The sequence below is a fragment of the Asaia sp. As-1742 genome, from assembly GCF_011753235.1.
Lineage (GTDB): Bacteria > Pseudomonadota > Alphaproteobacteria > Acetobacterales > Acetobacteraceae > Asaia > Asaia bogorensis_B.
In genome coordinates, this window is sequence record NZ_VWWA01000003.1 from 360,108 (window position 1) to 380,582 (window position 20,475).

At 58.5% G+C, this 20,475-nt stretch carries 15 protein-coding genes; 2 read left to right on the forward strand and 13 right to left on the reverse strand.

Features of this window, described 5'->3' with window-relative positions:
* Positions 1-84: 84 nt before the first annotated feature.
* Positions 85-579: a flavin reductase family protein gene (locus tag F3J08_RS06600; protein WP_122039384.1), complete on the forward strand. Its 495-nt coding sequence runs from the start codon at positions 85-87 to the stop codon at positions 577-579.
* Positions 580-636: 57 nt separating this feature from the next.
* On the opposite strand, the gene mtnK is transcribed toward F3J08_RS06600, so the two are convergent.
* The 6 genes from mtnK to F3J08_RS06630 all read right to left on the reverse strand — a co-directional run bounded on the left by mtnK (position 637) and on the right by F3J08_RS06630 (position 9,282).
* The gene (mtnK, locus tag F3J08_RS06605; protein WP_166928871.1) at positions 637-1,830 is read right to left on the reverse strand and encodes an S-methyl-5-thioribose kinase; all 1,194 of its coding nucleotides are present in this window, start codon (positions 1,828-1,830) and stop codon (positions 637-639) included.
* Positions 1,827-2,543, reverse strand: coding sequence for a hypothetical protein (locus F3J08_RS06610; RefSeq protein WP_166928872.1), 717 nt, complete (start codon positions 2,541-2,543; stop codon positions 1,827-1,829). The genes mtnK and F3J08_RS06610 overlap by 4 nt, the downstream gene beginning before the upstream one ends.
* A complete protein-coding gene (locus F3J08_RS06615) occupies positions 2,540-3,520 on the reverse strand; it encodes an aldo/keto reductase (RefSeq protein ID WP_166928873.1) in 981 nt (326 codons plus the stop codon). Before F3J08_RS06615 ends, F3J08_RS06610 begins: the two co-directional genes overlap by 4 nt.
* 242 nt (positions 3,521-3,762) lie before the next feature.
* The gene (locus F3J08_RS06620; RefSeq protein WP_166928874.1) at positions 3,763-5,787 is read right to left on the reverse strand and encodes a discoidin domain-containing protein; all 2,025 of its coding nucleotides are present in this window, start codon (positions 5,785-5,787) and stop codon (positions 3,763-3,765) included.
* An 11-nt stretch (positions 5,788-5,798) separates the two neighbouring features.
* Positions 5,799-7,760 (reverse strand): discoidin domain-containing protein, encoded by a 1,962-nt coding sequence (locus tag F3J08_RS06625; RefSeq protein WP_166928875.1) that lies wholly within the window; start codon positions 7,758-7,760, stop codon positions 5,799-5,801.
* Positions 7,761-8,103: 343 nt separating this feature from the next.
* Complete coding sequence (locus tag F3J08_RS06630; protein ID WP_166928876.1) at positions 8,104-9,282, reverse strand: hypothetical protein; 1,179 nt, start codon at positions 9,280-9,282, stop codon at positions 8,104-8,106.
* Positions 9,283-9,530: 248 nt separating this feature from the next.
* Between F3J08_RS06630 and F3J08_RS06635 the strand changes: the two genes are divergently transcribed.
* Positions 9,531-10,856 carry a glycoside hydrolase family 32 protein gene (locus F3J08_RS06635; RefSeq protein WP_166928877.1) on the forward strand — a complete coding sequence of 442 codons (1,326 nt, stop codon included), beginning with the start codon at positions 9,531-9,533 and terminating at the stop codon, positions 10,854-10,856.
* 27 nt (positions 10,857-10,883) lie between these two features.
* Here the strand turns inward: F3J08_RS06635 and F3J08_RS06640 are convergent, their stop codons facing one another.
* The 7 genes from F3J08_RS06640 to F3J08_RS06670 all read right to left on the reverse strand — a co-directional run bounded on the left by F3J08_RS06640 (position 10,884) and on the right by F3J08_RS06670 (position 20,081).
* On the reverse strand, positions 10,884-11,774 hold the full coding sequence (locus F3J08_RS06640) for an endonuclease/exonuclease/phosphatase family protein (protein ID WP_370458678.1): 891 nt from the start codon (positions 11,772-11,774) through the stop codon (positions 10,884-10,886).
* Positions 11,740-12,414, reverse strand: coding sequence for a carbonic anhydrase (locus F3J08_RS06645; RefSeq protein ID WP_166928878.1), 675 nt, complete (start codon positions 12,412-12,414; stop codon positions 11,740-11,742). Before F3J08_RS06645 ends, F3J08_RS06640 begins: the two co-directional genes overlap by 35 nt.
* Before the next feature lie 135 nt (positions 12,415-12,549).
* A complete protein-coding gene (gene alaS, locus F3J08_RS06650; protein WP_166928879.1) occupies positions 12,550-15,201 on the reverse strand; it encodes an alanine--tRNA ligase in 2,652 nt (883 codons plus the stop codon).
* A 90-nt stretch (positions 15,202-15,291) separates the two neighbouring features.
* Entirely contained in the window at positions 15,292-15,798 is a 507-nt protein-coding gene (locus F3J08_RS06655; RefSeq protein ID WP_240386499.1) for a GtrA family protein, read from the reverse strand.
* Positions 15,799-16,009: 211 nt separating this feature from the next.
* Positions 16,010-16,585 (reverse strand): nicotinamide riboside transporter PnuC, encoded by a 576-nt coding sequence (pnuC, locus tag F3J08_RS06660; protein ID WP_166928880.1) that lies wholly within the window; start codon positions 16,583-16,585, stop codon positions 16,010-16,012.
* Positions 16,585-17,823, reverse strand: coding sequence for a phosphotransferase enzyme family protein (locus F3J08_RS06665; RefSeq protein WP_166928881.1), 1,239 nt, complete (start codon positions 17,821-17,823; stop codon positions 16,585-16,587). Before F3J08_RS06665 ends, pnuC begins: the two co-directional genes overlap by 1 nt.
* Positions 17,823-20,081, reverse strand: a complete 2,259-nt coding sequence (locus tag F3J08_RS06670) for a TonB-dependent receptor (RefSeq protein ID WP_240149176.1) — start codon at positions 20,079-20,081, stop codon at positions 17,823-17,825. Before F3J08_RS06670 ends, F3J08_RS06665 begins: the two co-directional genes overlap by 1 nt.
* Between the last annotated feature and the right edge of the window lie 394 nt (positions 20,082-20,475).

Genomic DNA, 20,475 nt, shown 5'->3' on the forward strand with positions numbered 1-20,475 from the left:
GGCCGTGGAAATCTGCTCTGCCCCCTTGCAGCCACGTGAAATTGCCGCATACGGGTTCACACAAACATTCCAGGAGCCAGAACGATGCCGGATCGTGCCCCTCTGTCCAAAGAAATATTCCGCGATGCGATGGCGCGACTGGCCAGTGCCGTGACCATCATCACCACGGACGGCGAGAATGGTCGTCACGGCTTCACGGCCTCTGCGGTATGCAGCGTGTCCGATGACCCGGCGACGCTGCTCGTATGCGTCAATCGTTCGGCGTCGACCCATGCGCATCTGGTGCGTCACAACATGCTGGCCATCAATATCCTGGCTCACGAGCAGGAAGCGCTCTCAACCCTGTTCGGCAGCTCGCGCTATGACATGGAGACCCGCTTCGCCAGTGGTGCGTGGCGCAAAGGCGAGCTCGGCATGCCACTTCTTGAAGGGGCGCTGGTCACACTGGAATGTCGCATCAGCCTGACACAGGAAATCGGTACGCATAGCGTTTTCTTCGTCGAGCCCCTCTGCGCCGAGTTTGCACGCGAAGAGGCCTCAGGTCTCGTCTGGTTCGACCGCGCCTACCGCAAGGCCTGATCGAGAGTATTCGGTTCGTCTGTGGGCCCTGTTCTGGCCCACCATACGATCTGGCGGTCAGATATGATCGAGGAACGTCTCGATCGTCCCGGTCTGCCCTGCGCGCTGGATCAGGCCTCGGCCAGTCGTCAGGGCGCGTCGCCTGGCCTCGACCTGGCTCTGACGGTCCGGCGCTGAGTCATAATCATCGATCTGGGCGAAGCCTATGGTGCGCCGGATCATCTCAAGACCGGCAAAACCAGCCGCATCATGCATGACCTGCTGGAAGAATCGCGCATATTCAGCACTTTCAGGCTGGTTCCCTGTCAATGCGCCAAGATCACCTTTCGCTCCCGGTGCCTTCCATGCCCCCAGATAGGCGCGTTTGAATCCGGACCACAGCAGGGTGATCTCGTCGCGCATCCACTCATCATGCTCGGGTTGCGCGCAGGCATTCATCACCAGATTCGCGATGAACATCCCGATATCGAAGCCAATCGGGCCATAAAGCGAGAATTCGCCATCGATCACACGGACATCGTCGCCATTGATCATGACGGACCCGGTATGCAGATCACCATGAAGCAAGGCTTGCCCCGTCGAAAGGAAGCGCTCCTGCAGGCGTTCGACCGCTGCATGCAGGCTGGCGTCGCTTTGAATCGAGGCCACAACGTCGTCGAGCTCCGGGCTGAGCCAGCGATTGCGTGCGCAGTCATTCTGGTAGGGGTCTGTCAGCACCAGATCGACCGTGATGCGCGTGAGGGCCAGATTGCGGGAGAACACATCACGCAAGGCGTGCACGTCCTCGAAGGGCAGGGCACGCCATGACGTGGCAAAGCCGGTACGACCGACAAACTCGCCAATACGGGCGGCAAAACCGGCCGGTGCGGTACCGGCAATCAGGGCGGTACGCAGGACGTGATGCGTCGCGAGGTTTTCCATCACAATCAGGAAAAGCCCTTCATCGAGATGATAGAGCGCCGGTATCTGATGACCCACCGCACCCGTGACGCTCTGCATCCAGCGCGCCTCGAAGAGATTTCGCTCAAGTGGCATGGCCCAGGCGGGATCGACGCGCACATAGGGCAGGGACTGCTTGCAGCACATGCTGCCAGCCGGCCCTGATACGATGAACACCGTGTTGAGATTGCCGTCACTGACCTCGCGGGCAGTCCAGCTTGCGGCCTCACCACCAAGGCGGGCGGCAAGGGCAGGGTGTGTCGCGAGATAATCGATAAGGCTTGACGCTGTGAGGGGGCGATAGGTGCTCATTGGGCAAGGCGCTCCATCATGGCGCGGGTTGTCGGCAATACCTGCGGGCTGATCAGATCAATGCGATCCAGCGCATGACATTCAAGCTGGTCGTATTCGTCATTGGCCTTTTTCTGCCAGGCCTCGCGAATGGCCTCGAAGGGGAGATTAGTATCGATGCGAAAGCCGAGATCGACGATATGGGTGGTGTCATGTTCGCAGGCCAGTAACGGACCGGACAGAGTGACCGCGTCGGTCAGGCCGATTTCTTCCTCGAGTTCGGCGAGGAGCTGGGCGCGAAGGTCGATCGGATCCTTTTCGCTGCGGGCCTCGACGCTGCCGGCGGGCACACCTTGCCAGAAACCGGGCAGATAAAGCGAGTTCGGGTTACGTCGGCCCAGAACGATGCCGTCGCGGCAGACAAGGAGCCCGGTGACGGCGAGCGATCTCAGCTGGAGCCTGACGGCCAGTTCTGGCGCGCGCATCTGGGCCAGAACCCAGCGATATTCGCACCAGAACCCGTCCAACCGGTCGTGCTGCAGCTGCGAGAGGCAAAATACGCGGCCATTGTAGAGCCTGGGGTGTTTCTTCAACGCCTCTTGCCACACTGTCTCGATGCCCATCTCAAGCTCGGGATCGACCAGAGTCGGGGCCTCGTGGCAGGTTACCTGAATGTCCGGTAAGAGCGCGGTGACGCTCCAGGGAGCGTCTACCGGGTGTCTGGCACTGGTCATGAGGGTGCTCCGTGTTCTTCGAGCAGATGTTCGAGGGCTTCGAGCAGCGGTTCGTCCAGAGGGGCTGCGCAGGACGCTATGTTGGCTTCGAGTTGCGCCGTTGATGTGGCGCCTGCAATCACGCTGCCGATCTGTGGCTTGTGCAGCAGCCAGCCGAAAGCGAGATCGGCCATCGAACGTTCATGACGTGCTGCCAGCTCTGCCAGTGCCTCGATAAGGGACCATGTGGCGGGATCACGATAGCGCTCCTGTAGATAGGTCCAGGCTGCCAGACGTGATCCTTCAGGTGGTGGTGCATCCCTGCGATATTTTCCGGTCAGCATGCCCGAAGCCAGGGGAAAGTAGGGGAGCAGGCCCAGACCGAAATGCGTCAGGGCAGGGAGGAGCTCTTTCCCGGCCGATCTGGCCAGGAGCGACAGCTCGTCCTGACAGCTGATGATACCGGCCAGATTATCCCGCCTTGCGATATGACAGGCATCGGCCACCTGCCACGCCGGCAGGTTGGAAACGCCAGCATAGCGGATCTTGCCCGCCGTCACGAGGCTGTCGAGTGTGTGAAGCGTCTCTTCAAGCGGGGTGCGTGGATCAGGAGAGTGGAGTTGATAGAGGTCGATCCAGTCGGTCCCAAGGCGTTTCAGGCTGGCTTCCACCGCCTCAAGAATATAGCGCCGCGATGCCCCGGAGTGCTGGGCAGACGGATCATCGCCCGAACACATTTTCATGCCGAATTTTGTGGCGATGATGGCTTGGGAACGCTTGCCGGTCAGGGCCTTGCCCAGAGCCTCTTCGGACGCGCCTGCATAGGCATCGCGACGGCCATAGACATCGGCCACATCAAATAGCGTCACACCCTGATCGAGCGCCGCGTGAACCAGCGTGGTTGACTGTTTCTGGTCTATGCGTCCGCCAAGATTGTTGCAGCCGAGGCCAAGGGCGGAAACCATGAGGCCCGATCGGCCGAGACTGCGATAGCGCATACGAGACTCCTGCGGCTTGATCCGGCGGCAGCATAATCCGTTCGACAGGCCCGGTCACTGCGATCTGTACGGAAGTGTGCTGCATGAGTGAGGTCCGTCATACGCTGCCCCGGAGTGGCTCACAGTAGTGAGCTCGCGGTAGTGGCAGGATCGAAGCGTGTGATGCGAGGCCGCGGTACACAACTGATTCAGGGCAGTCCCTTCGGGCCGATAGATGCCCGAAGGGAGAGTAGTTTCCGTACTCAGACTGGCGCGATCCCGAAACTCAGCTCCAGCTTGATGGAGGTGCTATGGAACATCGGTATACCCAGCCATATCTCACCTTTCTGGCATTCTGGGCGCAGATAATAGAAATGACGTTTGTCGCCGTCGTCTTCCTGCAGAATGGGTAGCCATGCTTCATCATTGGAGCCATTCGAGCGCCGGACGTTCATCAGCAGTTGCTCGTGACTGTGTTCGAAGGGTCTGGTGAGGCTGATCCGGAATACCTCTGCCCTGTCGTCCTGCAGGGCAGATAGAAAGAGGACCGCCCAAGCTTCGCTCCACCCATGTTCGCCCGGGTGACCGTATTGAGGCACGGCATCAAGATGAAGTGTCGTCGTGGCACCGTCCTCGGCGAGCATGGCCTCTATGCGGGTTTCACGCTCCACGCGGGGAGCAATCCGGACCCACGCGGCGCCCCTGTCGTGCGCGGTCAGGGGGAGGCCTGAAAAGATATCGGCGCCTTTGATGATGCGATCTGTTTCATGGGTGATTATCTGGGAGCCCATCCATTGCACCCTTCCCCAGCGCGCATCACTGCGCCAGGCGCGTGTCAACGGTGTATAGGTCTCAAGGGCTCGCAGCGCCGCGTTGTAATGGGCTGTGAGAGCGCGGTTCAGAATGCGGTTGTGTTGCTGTCCTGAAACCTTCTCCCTCGCCAGATCAGCAAGCAGATCGCGGCTCCATCCGTTGGACAGGGCAGCGGTAGGCATCGAGTCAGGATTTCTGCTGAACCACTTGACCTGACACATATGGGCGGGGAGTTTCTGCGTAAATTCGAGCAGGTCCGGGAAGGTTAATTCCCTGATTGGCTCCCACAACATATGGCAGATATTCGTGAATTCCCCCTTGGCAAAGCGACGGAAGAACGTGACGGGCAGGAATTCCTCCAGCGCCAGCGTTTTCTGTGTCGGGTTTGCGAAATAGCCATCACAACGCCTGAGAACTGAGATGCGCTGATAAAGTGCGTCCCATTCCTCGCGATCTGCAAACAACCCTTCGATCTGGTTGATCGAAATGAGGGAGATGTCGGCCTCGTCAATCAGGTAACGCCTGAAGGGCTCAGCTTCCTGTAGATTATCCCAAACCCAGGCTTCGCCTCTGGGGATATCTTCAAGAGGGACATCGATGAGATAATGTCGTGTCATACCAACGGGTGCGAGCGCACCTGTGGCAACATGCTGTACGGCCTTGGCTGCCTCGAAAGGACGTATGAAGAGCCCATTCGAGGCACAGGTGCAGAAATACTCGAACCCGCTGAAGATATGGAGCGCTTCACCATATGACTCCATATGTCCAAGCAGGAGGGTACCACCCCATTTTTTGCGTTCGACGCGACCATTGAAAACATGGATGCGATTATGAGACAGCAAAGGGTGCGGAGGGATTGTGCGCCCGGACGGGAAATTGACAACGAGGAAGCAGTTCTCGTCTGTAAAATTCAGGAAGTTCTGGAGGTAAACGGGGAGGAACTCATCCTCCTCGTTGTAGTTGGCTGCAAAAACCACCTTTGGCGCAGCGGCCAAGGGAGGTTGGGCTGCTGAGAGATATCGATGTTCGCCATCCAGTTCCTGGCCGAACACGCGTACGCTCTTCAAGTGCAGATAGTCCCAGTTGTCCAGCCTCACCCTTACGAAACGGGCACAAACCGTCGCATCAAGAATGACCTCAAAGCCTTCTTCTGCACTGCTTCCGAAGAGCCTGTGATCAGTTTTGGAAAAGACTTCGTCCCATGCTTTTCCATCCATCGAAACGAGGATGGTGAACATGCGGTTACGGACAGGCCAGTAATCCGTGTTGATCAGCAGGATCCTGTCAATCGAGCAGGGCCGCTCCAGATCGACCTGCCACCAGGGGAACCATTCGGCAGCCGTGTGGAAGCTCGAATTTTCGTCGTCCCGTGAGACGCCCTCGCTGGCAATCTGCTCGAGGGGCAACACGAAATCCGGGTGTTTCGAGCTTTGCGTCGCTGGTCTACCAAGCGCGAGATCGATCATTTTATTCATTGTTGTGTCTCTCAGCTCAGCTTTTCGCGACCTGTTTTGAAGTCGGGTCCCACTGCGAGGGACACTTCTGCCGTTGCATTGCAGAATACTGGCAGGCCAATCCAGACCTGCAGCCCGTCTCCGCGTGCCTCGCGGACGAAGTAATGCCGCTCGAGTTCGTGATCGCGTTCCAACCGGTCAGAGTAGTCAACCGTGTACCCGAATTCGTCGTAAAACACGGTACGGGACAGGATGTCGTGCGGTACGCAGCGGTCCTTGCGTACCGTCATGCGAAACACTGAGCCACCCTGCATTCCGGAAAGGTAGAGATAGCCCTGGAGGTGCACACCAGAAACAGGGCTTCCATCTTTCGAGACGGCACTGCAGGACATGCGCAGTGTTGTGTCTCCCTCCTTGTTCTCATGCATCGACACGGAGAGTGAGACGAGCTGACCCGTGGCTTCCATGAACAGGATCGCGGGTGAGACGCGCGAACTCTGCAATCCCGGAATTTCGGGAAAGATCTGCTGACGCTCGCAGGCAATATCACGCATCGACCAGTGAAACCCGCTCTTGCCTTGAGCATCCGTGTTCCACCATTTGTCGGTAATCGGACCGAAATGTTCCGACTTTGTTATCTTGTTCAGGAGCGTCGTGATAAGTGTTGTTTCCTGGAAACGTGCCAGGGTAGTGTGCTCATCATGCGTCCTTGAGACGAGGGCACGCCCCCAGTCTGTGGTAACTGCCACCGTCGACTGCGCGATTGGCGCACGATCGAACCATTTCATGGCGCATAGATGGGACGGCAGATGAGGTGCGACATCTATCAGATCTTCAACAGTGGTCTGGCGGGTTCCCGACCAGAGTACCCTGCAGATATGCGTGTATTCGCCGCTACCAAACCTGTTGAAGATCGAGGTCGGGAGAAGTTCCTCAAGTGCCATGAAGTTTTCGAAAGAGATGAATGACTCAAGACCGGTAATGAGGTTGCGTCTCTCCTGAATCTGTTCCCACTCTTCGCGCCTGGCGAACAGGCCTTCAATCTGCGTCACCGATATACGGTCAAGTTCGAGCCTGTTTTTGAGGTATTGACCCAGCCCCTCGCTGTTTCTGAGGTGATGCCACATCCAGGTGCCATGATAGGTGGGATTAACCGGGTCCACATCCTGGTCAAGCTCATAGGCTCGTTCGCATGCGATCGGAACATGGGAGGCAAGGGGCAGCTGCATGATGGCCGCAGCGACATCAAATGGTCTGACGAGCAGGCTGTTCGAAGCCATTGTCGCAAAGTAGCGAAATTCAGGAAATACCGATCTGGCCTCTTCGTATGCCTCGATGTGCCCTATGAGGAGCGTGTGCCCCCATTTCTCTCTCTGGGTTTGGCCATTGAAGATATGTATGCGGGGGCTGCGTGTGCACGCGTCCCTGGGGATTTGACGGTCACGCGGGAAATTCAGGGCTAGACACACATTCTCAGGCGTATAGGCGAGAAAATTGTCGATATACCGGCTTAGAAAAGCATCTGACTCATTGAAAAGGGTCGAAAACACGACCACGGAATCAGCGGCTTGCCGTTGATAGAGGGCGATGGCTGCGCCGACAGGGCGCTCATGACCGTTCGGCTCACATGTAGAGAAGGCAAGAGTGTCGAAAGCCAGTTGCCCGTAGCTGTCCGCTCGCACACGAATATATCGCGTAGCGAAAATCCGGTTGAAGGTCGCCTGGAAATCATGCGCGTTGTGGGGTTCGTGCAGAGCCTGGGTCCACACGGGTAACCACTGCTCTCCGTCATCGGAAATCAGGATCGTGAACAGGGGAGGCTGGCGCTCATCGCCCTGCAATCCGCTCAGGGAAAAACCATCAAGACACGTTTGCTCAGCCAGGTCGATCTGCCACCAGGGGAACCACTGCCGGCCTGACCTGAAGCCGCCGGCCGCGCGCGGAGAGCCATGCGAGCTTGCCGTGATAGTGGCGACACCGGATATTCCGTTCATAAAGCAGGACCCTCTTCCCCTGATGAGCACACGAACGCGCCAAACCCTTCTGAAGGTGAAGGGAAAGTGTTTCTATGTGCCGAGGATTAAAGCACTGGGCCCGCTTATCACGCAAGTTCAGGAACATTACTTATGATGAAACACCTTCACGTGATGTGAACATGGTTAGAAATATAAATGTGCTTCCCTGTTCTGTCATAACTGAATGGGGAAGCGGGTACGTCTCACACTGTATTTTTCGATTGCGTCTCCACGGACAGTTATATTTGGTCCCGTGGAGCTTTTCCTCTTCGGCCGCGAGGGCTCATGGTGGGATGATGGCCGGATTTGCGCAGGACGGGAATCAGGGTGACGAAACCACCTTGATCTGTATCTCGACGTTGACCGCTCCATTGATGGCCGCATTGACCGAGTTCGGAAGGATCGCAACGGCTACGCAGTCTCCTTCCGTAACTGTGGCCGGAACCGTCTTGATCGCGTTCGCCTGCGTCATGACTGAGTCGAGACCGTCACCAGTGAGAGTCATATCGAGAAGTCTGGTCGTGTCGGGGCCTAATACAAGACTCGGGTTGGGGGCATTTCCTCCTCCGCTCCGATCGTTCCACATGAACTTGTTAGCCGAGTGGTGAGGAAAAGCGCGCTCACAACTGCCATGCTGGTAGATGGCAACGATATCGCGCACGCTCCATTCACCTTGCCCGTGGGGGATATTGGCAAATTCGGGAGGCGCCGTAGCTGAAACATTGCCATAAAGGCTGATCAGCTTGCCGGGATATATTGGGCCTTTGGCCGATACCGGTAGCACCGTGTAGGCATTGAGCACTGGGCCGTGGGCCGTGCTGGGTGAAACGATGAATTCTGAGTCGAGACCTGTATAGGTCTGGTCAGGCCAGCGTGGGGCGCCGGTGTCATAGAGGAGCTGCAGATCGCTGCTCATCGTATAGGGCTCGTTGGCGAAGTCGGTGCCGTCAAAGCTCACAAAGATGCATCCCCCAGGCTTGATATGCATGGGCAGCCTTTCTGGCAGAACCAGTGCTACAGGAAAGGTTTGCTTGCCTGGGCGCGCCTGTTTGACGATCAGCCCTGCCAAACCCTGGCTAGGAAACCGGGCATAGATCTCGGCATAGCTTCCGATCGTCTGGCCTGAAACCGGACAGTTCCCTTGCGTCGTATAGGCGATGCCAAACAGGGTTTCGGAATTGACGGCACCATGCAAACTGGGGTTCGCTGTGCTTGTTGTCGAAAGAGTACCGACAATCCCCCTGAAGTTAACGTCTTGCGATAGACTGTCTGGTAATCTGAACGCGTAGAGATTCTTTACCTGAAACGATGTTGTTCTTTTCGTTAGTTCGGCCTTCATCGGGAGCCGCAGAAGACCTGAAGCGTTCAGCGATGTGTCAGGAGAGGCATGGGCGCTCGGACCCGTGCAGAAACTCATGGCGGCAAGGGCCGATAAAAACCCTCTCCTGAGGGTTCGGTAAGATCTGGATAGCGTGATGTCACCTTCGTGTACGATAGTCATGGGGTATATGTCCGGGCTCCATGGTATTTGTTCGTTAATAGTCAAATATTTTACTGGTGGAGACAAGCACGTTGGACGACCGGATAGAACATGTAGAGACGAAAGATCGAAATTTGTGCCGGGGTCGCTCGCGGATTTGCGATATTGACTTGCCTGGTCGCCGGTCGTTTATTGGTGGTCTGACCTTTTTTCTTGCTGGCAGGAGTCTGGCAAAGGCTGTAGCGGCGCAGCGCTTTCCGCCAGATCACATGATCGCTTCGGACCCCTTCCGACCCATCAGTCATTTCGTGGCGCCGCGAGGCTGGATGAATGATCCATGTGGCCCGATATGGTCAGACGGCGTGTATCACCTGTTCTATCAATGGAATCCCGAGGCGGCGATCTGGGACAACATGCATTGGGGGCATGCAACCAGCGACGATCTGGTCAACTGGGTCTATCAACCGGTCGCGCTCTCTCCCCAGCGAGAGGGTCCCGACAGGGACGGCGTTTTCACTGGCGATGTCGTTGTCGATCAGGACCGGGCGGTTGCGATCTACACAGGCTTTCGTTTTGATCGTGCCCAACCCCAGCTTCAATGCGTGGCCTCGTCCGATCTGAGCATGGTTCATTGGCGGCAGCGCACAAAACCGCTCCTGGCGAATGGTCCCGACCATCTCAAGATCGGCGGATTTCGTGATCCCAAGCTATGGAAGGAGGGTGAGACCTGGGTCATGCTGGTAGGCAGCAAGATCGAGGGTCTCGGCGGGGTCATCTTCAGATACGAGAGCGCGGACCTGGAAACATGGTCATTCAAACGTATCTTTTACGGGCCGTCCGATCTGCGGGGAGGGGATGATGTCCTCGAGTGCCCTGATTTTTTTGACCTCGGTACCTGCCACGCTCTGGTGTTTTCCATCAATTCCGTCGTGCATGTCATCACCGGTCGATACGCGAAGGGGCAGTTCATACCAGCGCGTCAGGATGTGCTCGGTTATGGCGGATTCTACGCCGCGAGGAGCTTTCTCGACGCGAAGGGGCGTCGCACCGTGTGGGGATGGCTTCCTGAGAAACCCTGGCAGGCGGGGGAAGCCGCCGCACGTGGATGGAGTGGTGTGATGTCCTACCCGCGCGTCCTGACCGCAGACCAAGAGGGGAAGGTCTCTTCCAGCCTTCATCCTGCTATGGAGGCGTTGCTCGGTGAGGAAATTTTCGATGGCACCCTGAGTGATGGGATGAATGTCGACGGCCCGCAGGTCAGGATACGTGTCCAATTCGCTGCGATGACCCCAGGCAGTATCGTCTTTGCGCATACTGATCGCTATCTGCATCTGGATTTCGACCCGACCACACCGCATGGCGAATTTTCCTGCAATGAGGATCATGCTCCTCTACCGAAAATGCCGAGTGCCTCCCTTGATATCTATGTCGATGGCAGCGTTATCGAGATATTTACCTCAAGTGGTGCCACGCTCAATGCCAGGGCTTACGGCAATCCCAGCCGGCCCTTCACCTTATCGGGAACAGGGTGCTTTGCGGGAGCTAAATGCGTGGTTCACGCTTTGCTCCCGGCCACATTCCGGTTCGCCGAGTGATCAAGGCAGCGGCTTGCGTTACACGTCTCACGGCAGCGCGAGTTTGACCGATACCGGACAGTGATCTGAAAGAAGGTGCTGCGTGTCGCCGGCATAAGTCATGACACGCAGGCTGTCGGGAACGAGCCAGGGGCGCGCTGGCCCACCGACCAGGATATGATCGATGAAGTAAGAGCCCCCCTCGCAGGGGCTTGCCCGGCCCGCAGTGGTGAGAGTTGGATCATGCGCGTCGACCATATGCCGGAAATATGGATCAGTGAGCGTCATGCGCCGGTTGAAATCTCCCAGAACGATGTACGGTTCGTTCTCATCCTCGCGCTCTTCTATCCAGTTAGCCACGAGCTGGATCTGTTCGCGCAGGATCGGGCATGCATGGTCGTGCTCGACCCAGTTGCGATCCCAGCATCCTGATTTGAGATGCACGACCAGCAAACGCAGCTTTGCCCGACCATTGGAGACAATGGCATCCATGGCGGGACGAAGTGCATGCCCACCATGCGCCGATGAACGATCAAACGCCTCCAGGCTTGCGGCACTCTCGACATGCCAGGGTGCGCGCAGGACAAGCCCGAGGTTCTGGGCAATTGGCGCATCGGTCAGGGTGATCGAATAGGCAGAGGAAGGAAAAAGTTTTTTTGCGGCTGTCTCGTCACTGACTTCCTGAATCGCCACAATATCGGCGTCCAGGCGGGTCGCGTACTCACGCAGGGCTCGCCAGTCATCGGTGTTTCGACGGGGCACATCGTCGGGAAGGAGAGGACTGGTCGCTGGGAGCAGGGTCAACCAGTCAAGATTCCCGGTGGCGAGTTTGACCGATGTACCGGGTGCCGCACTGGCTGTCTGGATGAAGGCCCAGACAACCAGAAAGACGAGTCGTGAGCGATCAGACCTTGACGCCAAGGTCGCCCAGAACGTCACGAACGGTTCGCTCCTGACGGGTCTGCTCGTCAATTACCACGACCTGCCCCGACCCGATATCGTAGAACCAGCCCTGCAATGCGATCTCGCCAGCGGCAAGGGCACCCACCACGGCTGGATGGGTACGCAGATGGGCTAGCTGAAGCAGAACGTTTTGCTGTGCCAGCTCCTTGACCGTCTCGGGGCCAGCATCTTCGGCCTTGAGGGGACCAAGCGCGGCGCGGGCCGCCTCGGCGTTACGCAGCCAGCGCTGTACCGTTGGCATGGCATCGAATTTCGGGTTGTTCAGGTCGCACAGGGCGCCCATCGCACCGCAATTGGAGTGACCGCACACAACGATGTGCTTCACCTTGAGGACGAGCACTGCGTACTCGATAGCCGAAGAGACGGCACCGAGCATTTCGCCATGCGGAGGAACGATATTGCCGACATTGCGCACAATGAAGAGATCGCCCGGCGATGTCTGGGTGATCATGCTCGGATTGATGCGGCTGTCGGAGCAGGTGATGAACAGGGTGGAAGGCGACTGGCCATCGGCAAGGCTTTCAAAGAGCTCGCGGTGCTCTTGATAAACCTCGTCGTCGAAATGCTGTACGCCCTTGAGAAGGGCAACCAGGCTGTTTTCGATTTCACTTTTCATCGTGACCTCATCTGAAAAAGGGGTGTGGCTTGCTGTGAGTTTTGCGCCACACCTGGAACTCAGATGACTCGGATGCCGTGGTTTTGATTAGGTGTCCATGCCTGAACGGCATGGTTCACCCTTTGTCATGAACGCTCAGGCTGAAAGCGTTTTTCTGAGTGAATCGAACACGGCCTCGCTGTTGGGCTGCGGACCACCAGCCTGCGCCATATCCGGTCGACCGCCGCCGCCCTTGCCGCCCATCTCGGCTGACGCCAGACGGACCAGATCAACCGCATTGAAACGGTCATTCAGGTCTTTCGTGACAGCGACGACGACACTGCCTTTGCCCTCAGCCGTCGAGATCAGGGCAACAACACCGCTCCCGATCTGCTTGGTGATGGCCTCGGCCATGTTCTTGAGCTCACGTGGTGCCACGTCACCCAGATCACGCGGCACGAAGGTTACGCCATTGATGGACTCGCTGGCCGAATCGGCCTGACCCGTTGCCAGACGCTTCTGAAGCTCCGAAACCTGACGTTCCAGTGCCCGACGCTCCTCGACCAGCGCGGCGAGGCGATCCGGGGCCTCGGCAATTGTGGCCTTAAGAAGATCGGCCATACGGCGCAGACGCTCATCCGCCTCAATGGCCAGACGGTCTGCGGCAACACCGCAAACGGCCTCGATGCGACGCACGCCAGCCGAAACACCGCTTTCCGAGACAATGCGGAACGGCCCGATTTCGCCCGTGCGACCCACATGGGTGCCACCACAAAGCTCGATGGAATAGGCTCCGCGCGTCTCATCGCCCAGCCCCATCGAGACCACGCGGACCTCATCACCGTATTTCTCGCCGAACAATGCCATGGCGCCTTCAGCGACCGCGGTTTCGGGGGTCATGATGCGCGTTTCGACAGCACTGTTTTCACGGATACGGGCATTTACCTCGCGCTCGACGAGCGCCAGTTCTTCTGCCGTGATGGGGCGAGGCTGCGACACGTCAAAGCGCAGGCGCTCCGGCGCATTCAGGCTGCCTTTCTGGGCCACATGGTCGCCAAGCTGGCGGCGCAGCGCCTCGTGAAGCAGGTGAGTGGCAGAGTGGTGACCACGCACAGCCTGTCGGCGCGTATGATCGATCTCTGCTGTGACCGATGTTCCAGAGCGTACAACGCCTTCGATCACACGGCCATAATGCACGAGCAGATCGCCATTGCGCTTCTGGGTATCGGTTATCTCGATGCGCAAATTCTCGCCAACCAGCACGCCGTGATCGCCTACCTGGCCGCCACTCTCGCCGTAGAATGGGGTCTGGTTCAGCAGGATGGCGATCTCATCACCGGCCGACGCGCTTTCGCTCTCGATTCCGGCCTTGGCCACCAGTACGACCTCGGCATCGGCTTTTTCCGACGAGTAGCCGAGGAATTCCGAGGCGCCAAAGCGCTCGCGGGCATCGAACCAGATGGTTTCCGCAGCGGCATCGCCAGAGCCCACCCAAGCCGCACGGGCACGGGCGCGCTGCTCTGCCATGGCGGCCTCGAAACCGGCCACATCGACAGTGCGGCCCTGTTCGCGCAGCGCATCCTGCGTAAGGTCGAGCGGGAAGCCGAATGTATCGTAGAGCTTGAAGGCCACGTCACCGGGGAGGGCGCCGCCCTCGGCCACCCGAGCGGTTTCGTCCTCAAGCAGCGACATGCCGCGTTCCAGCAGGGCGGTGAAGCGCTCTTCCTCGCCCTTCATGGTTTCAGCAATCAGGGATTGATGCTGCACGAGTTCGGGATAGGCCGATCCCATCTGCCGGATCAGGGCAGGGAGCAAACGATAGAAAACCGGCTCGGTCGCGCCCAGACGCTGGAGATGGCGCATGGCGCGCCGCATGATGCGACGCAGCACATAGCCACGACCATCCTTGGACGGCATCACCCCATCGGCAATCAGGAAGGCTGTCGAGCGCAGATGATCGGCCACGACACGGTGGCTTGCGCGCAGCGACCCATCAGGATCGGTGCTGAGCGCGTTTGCCGTGGCTTCGACAAGGCTGCGCAGCACATCGGTGTCGTACACGTCGCGCTTGCCCTGCATCACGGCTGCAAAGCGCTCAAGCCCCATGCCGGTATCGATCGAAGGGCGGGGCAGCGGCGCGCGCGTTCCCGGAGGACCTTCGAGATACTGCATGAAAACGAGATTCCAGATCTCGACAAACCGGTCGCCGTCTTCCTCGGGCGAGCCCGGAGGGCCGCCCCAGACATCTGGGCCATGATCGAAGAAGATTTCCGAGCACGGACCGCAGGGACCCGTATCGCCCATGCGCCAGAAATTATCGGCCGTCGGGATACGGATGATCTTCTCTTCAGGAAGGCCCGCGATCTTGCGCCACAGGCCAGCCGCTTCTTCATCCTCGGCATAGACCGTCGCGAGCAGCTTTTCCTTGGGCAGACCGTAGCCCTTGGTCAGGAGGTTCCAGGCAAATTCGATCGCTTCGGCCTTGAAATAGTCACCGAAGGAGAAATTGCCGAGCATTTCGAAAAAGGTCAGATGGCGAGCCGTGTAGCCCACATTGTCCAGATCGTTATGCTTGCCGCCTGCGCGCACGACCTTCTGCGCCGTTGTTGCACGCGTATAGGGGCGTGTTTCCTGCCCGGTGAACACGTTCTTGAACGGCACCATGCCAGCATTGGTGAAGAGCAGCGTGGGATCGTTCTGCGGCACCAGCGAGGCCGAGGGAACGATCTTGTGGTCCTGGTCTCCGAAATACTTCAGAAACGCGCTGCGCAGCTCATTTGTGGTGGTGTTATGGATCGGTGTGGTCATGGCGCGAGCAGAAAATCCCGATTGCGGCGTGAAGATGGCATCTCCACTAGAGCAAAGAGACTGCAAAGGAAATGTTTTGCGCGTGTCGGCTCAGGATTCCAGATCGTGATCGGCAGGGTCGACATTCAGATCGACCGCCATCTGCGCCAGTTCCATGGGCGTTTCAGGAACCTTGGCCCGAAAGACAAGCTTGCGTGACAGGTTGAAATTGGCCATCAGCCCCATGAGGGACCCCGCCGCCAGAGGCAGGGCGACGTGCTGCGCACAGAACGGAATGGTGAAGCACAGCGCGTAGACCGTCCCGCGATTGAGCAGGAACCCAAAGCTGTTGGCTGCCAGAAAACGCAGCCATTGCAGTATGGGGTGGTCGCGATGGGCGACGCTGCGAAATGTCCAGAGCTGGTTGAGCAGCCAGTTGAGACTGGCCACCAGAAAATAGGACAGCAATGTGGCGGCTGTCAGGCCGAGTTCGGGGCGAAGCAGGGTAACAATCAGGATGTCCCAGACAAGCCCCATTGCACCGATGATACCGAACCGCATGAACTGTGCGATGAGTTGCCTCGGCGCGCGCGGATAGAAGATCCGTTTCTTGAGCACGTCGCGTATGCCTTTCCCATCATGAAATCGGGGTCAAGCTGGTAGGGCCATTGAGTGCCGGATGCAAGCGAAGGCGGGAGGGTCGCTTAAGCTTTTCATCTCTGAAAACACGTCAAGGTTTGCGCTCCACGCGGCACCCCGGATGCCTCGGCAGGCGCCGCTTTGAGATGCAGGCAGGAAGACCGGGGTGGTGCCGTCCCTCAACAGGGGCTCAGGTCGTATCCTGTCCTTGCCCTTTGCTCGTACGCTGCCAGTGATACCAGGCATTGGCAGCCAGCCCGACCAGTATGGCGTAAAGACCAGCACTGACCCATAGGCTACGTGTGAGGAACAGCGCCACGTAGGCGGTATCGATGGCAACCCAGAGCGGCCAGCACAGCATGATTCGCCGGGCGGTCCAGATCTGCGCGACGAGGCTCAACGCGCTCAGCACGGCATCAGTGAATGGGGCCGGGTCATCCGTCCAGCGAGCCAGACCATAGCCCAGTGCCGCACTGGCGATCAGGCCAACAAGAATATCTCGTGCCAACGCCGTATGACGGTGTGTTTCCACACGCACGCCAGTCTGCTCGCGGGGGGCGTAAGACCATGCGTACCAGCCACGAAGCAGAAACGCGCAAAATACAAGCTGCAAGGCCGAATCTGCCCAAAGTCGTGCCTGGGCAAAGACGAGCAGATAGAGCAGAGCCGCAATCAGGGAAACTGGCCACCCTGACACCCGGCGTTGGCCAGTCAGCCAGATCCCCGCCACGGTGAACAGCGCCGCAATGGCTTCGAGAGGGGACATCAGGCTCTCGCCGGAGGCGTGGCGACAAGCTTGCAAAGATCACGACCGGGTGGTGAAGCAAACCAGCTGAGATGACCGATCAGATAGGTCTCCCACGTCACTCGTGCGGTATCAGGAGCGCGCAGCAGCGTGTCGTAATACCAGACCTCCGAGCAGGCGAAGGCGACATGGGCAAGAGGGAGCATGGCGGCGATTTCCTCCCGATCACGCAGGCTTAGCCCCTCTTCCTGATCGTATCCGGCGAGGAAAGCGGCCGTGTGATCGGGCTTTGTGGCATAATCCACCGACTGCTCCACCTGCCCAGCGTCGCAATCGCGGGTTCGCAACACGGCGTGCGGGTTCATCCAGTCAACCATGCTGCGTTCTAGGGCTACGGCGATATCGAAAGCGCGGGTCGTGAGATCGGCCATCCCGAAATCGAACGGTGCCCTGACGATCATGCGGTCAGGCAGGCTTTGCCCTCCTGCCTCGCTGTCCCAGATCAGGTTGGACCCGTGCCAATCGCCATGCCCCCAATGCAGGGCCGGCGTTTTGAGAAACGGTCGGGCCTGCGTGATGGCGGGCGTGAGCGCTGCAATCAGCGGGGACAATCCGCCTTGCCGGTCGAGCGCTTCGCTCAGCGCAGGTTGAGCCTTGATCCAGCCGCGAAAGGCTATCTCGGGATCAGCCTCTCCGAGAAAAGGGGTGAGGGCAGAAACCAGTGGGCGTGTCGAACGCGAGGATGCCTTGAAACTGCACGCAGCGCGGTGAAACCGGGCGAGGGCGCTCCCTGCCTCAAAAGCCTCGTCAGGGCTGCGATAGGGCTCCCATGACATGGTGTCACGGTAGACGTCCAGCCCGTTGAGGGCGGGGAAACATTCATAGCACCATGCGCCGCTCACAAGGATTGTGCTGCGTGACCCTGCGCTTTCGTTCGCGCATTCGCGGGGGCAGGCGACCGGCAAGCCATTCCGTGAGAGGTGAGAGATCAGACGGTGCTCTTCCGCCAGCGCCCCCCTGTCACGAAGTTGATGATGGTGGCGCTTGAGGAACCATACCTGACCGCCCGGATTGCTGACACGCGCGACCGCAGAAAAGGGCCGTGCGCTATGCCACGAGATCGGCGCTTTGCTTTCAAGTCCGAAAGCTGCGAGGACGTGCTTTGCCTCATCCTTGGTGATGAGCGGCCAGTCGCGCTGTGCCTCCTTACCCCAGAGGCCGAATTGCCCGATCTGTTCTGACGCGCCCGGCTCTGTCATCAGAACCCGGCGGTCGCAGTGGCCAGGGCCGAAAACCCTCCGCCGATATAATAATCCGGCGATGATCCTGCGATGGTCGATCCATACCGCCCTGTCGTGTCGCGGGCATTGAGTGTGGGGTCGGCAATCCCCGAAAGGTAATGCTCATTGGTGATGTTGATGAAGTTGAGCCGCAGAGACGGTGCCTTAAGTCGGGAGAGATCCGAGAAACGATATCCGACCGTGAGATTGCCAGTCGTATGATCGCTTATGCGCTCGTCATTCATGAACGTTGCGTATTGGCGTCCCGTGTACTGAACCGCTGCAAAACCGAAAACGTGCCCGTCATCATAAGTCAGGCCGGCTGAAGCCTGGAGTTTCGGGCTGCGCACGGCTGTCTTGCCGGAGGTGGGCAGCAGGTCACCGCCGCTCGCGATATCGTTGTCGATCGTTGCATGGAGGTACTCGCCTGAGAGATATGGCGCAAAATGATGCCAGGGTTTCAATCCAAGCTCGATATCCACACCACGCGATGTCTGGCCACCGGCATTCATGGTGGACTGGATGGGCGTGTTGTTGACCAGCACCTGAGTCTGGATTTGCCTGTTGGTGAAGTTGTAGTTGAAGAAAGTCAGGCTTCCAGTCACGAGTGGCCCGGTATAGCGATAACCGATTTCTTCAGAGATCGAATATTCGTTGCGCAGATTATGCGTGCCAGTCGTACTGATGTCGCCGGAACTGGTGTCATAAACATTGTACAGCGCAGTGAAAGCCGGAGCGCGGAAATTGGTCGTGGCGTTCAAAAAGATCTGATGCGTCGGCGTGATCTGGAAGCGCAAACCCAGACGGGGGAGCGGCACTGCGCTATTGCTTGCAACACGATACTGCGGTCCGGGGACGGCATTGGTACCAACGCGGCTGACCATAACCTCCTTGAACCCGGCCTCGACGAGCAGGCGGTCAGACAGGAAATGCATCCTGTCACCCACATAGAGCGCATTCGCCATGCTGATGGTGTGCGTGTCGCCTGCAAGATAGATGCGCCCGTTGCTCAGCCGCACGAAATTGCCGGTACCGCTGCCCCAGATGTTGGCCGAAGCGCCGTTCTCGCTCACGGGTGAGAAGGACTGGATTTCGTGATCATCGCCGTAATCGAACCAGTAGCCGGCATAAAGTTCATTCCATCCCTGTTTCCAGGCAAGCTCCGATGTGAATCCTGAGCGATAGCTGCGCTGGGTATAATTGGCACGTACGATGGCCGAACCATCATCAGAGCTGGGGAGGGTAAGCGTGTCCGTAAGAGCCTGCGTACCGGTATAGAGACCGCTTAGCGGCAGGGTCGAACCGCCCGGCACATTGCCATAGGCGCCCTGCGCATAGGGTGTGGCCTTTAGCGTAAGGTGATCGGTGAGCGCGAGCGAGACCGGCGCTCCCATGTAGAGCGTCCGTTCGGGCGCACGCCACAGGCGTTGATAATAGGGGCCAGCTTCCTGGTCCTGCGGGTCGTAGCGCGATGCCAGCGCATTGCCCGACGAGACCCCATATTCCCTGAACTGGTCCTTCGACACCTGCGGGTAATAACTGGTGATCGTGCTGTTGAAGCTGCCGACAAGTCCTGCGTGGGAACGCTCTCCGATGTCACGCACGAGCTTGAAGTCGATATGGTGGCGCATGTCATGGCCGGGGCCACGCCAGTTCTCGGCGCTGGTATGGGAATAGGAAACAAAGCCCCGCAGCCCTGTGTGCCCGATCATTCCCGTATCCAGCCGGATGAATTCGCGGTTGGTGTTGTACGAGCCATAGGAGGCCGACATCGTCCCCCCGGCCTTGTGCGCCGGATCGCGAAAATCGAGGCTCATCAATCCGCCCGCGGCGTTGAGCACGGGACTGTCCAGATCCGCCTCACCCTGGGCAAGGGCGATCTGCCGATAATTCTCACTATCGGCAAACTGGCTCGGATAGCCGGAATAGAATGCCAGATCATTGAGAGGCATGCCCTCAAGCACATAGCCGATGGAATCCGTATTCAGCCCACGCACCGAGATTGTTGTCTGGGGGGAAAGCCCCATCGCGTCGGACGAGGCTACATTGGCCCCTGGCAACATGGAGACAAGCTGATAGGCGCTCGATATCGGGGCCTGTCTGGCAATGAAGGTGCTATCGACCGTACTGACTGCCTTGATGCCGTGCTGCGGATGGATGAGACCACCGCCGCGTTCGGCATCGCGCTTTTCAGGCTCTGTGGCCTTGACCGTAATCTGCTCAGGCCTGCGCGTCATCGTGTTTCGCGTCGCCTGAGCCTTATGACTCCCTATCGATGCGTCTGCAGCGAGAGTGGGAGCTGGAGCGATGCACAGCCCTAGCCCGCAGACGCCACAAAGCAGATCATTTCGACGGGGCGAAAGGAGCATTTTTCGGGATTTGGGCGGCACAGGCATGGTCCAGTTATGCGATAGCGGAGTTTTTGCAATGCGGATGACCGCAAGTCTCATATCAGGGAGCAGGAAACGATCGTCTTCGCAATGTTAATTTCCAGCATGTCACATCCCTGCGCCCGATCCCTGACGAAAACATGGCCGGGTAGTGGAATATGGAATCAGGATGGCTACGCGAACCAGGAATCACAATCACGATCAAATGCCCTATGTTTGCGTTTGGCCACCTGTGCCCTGA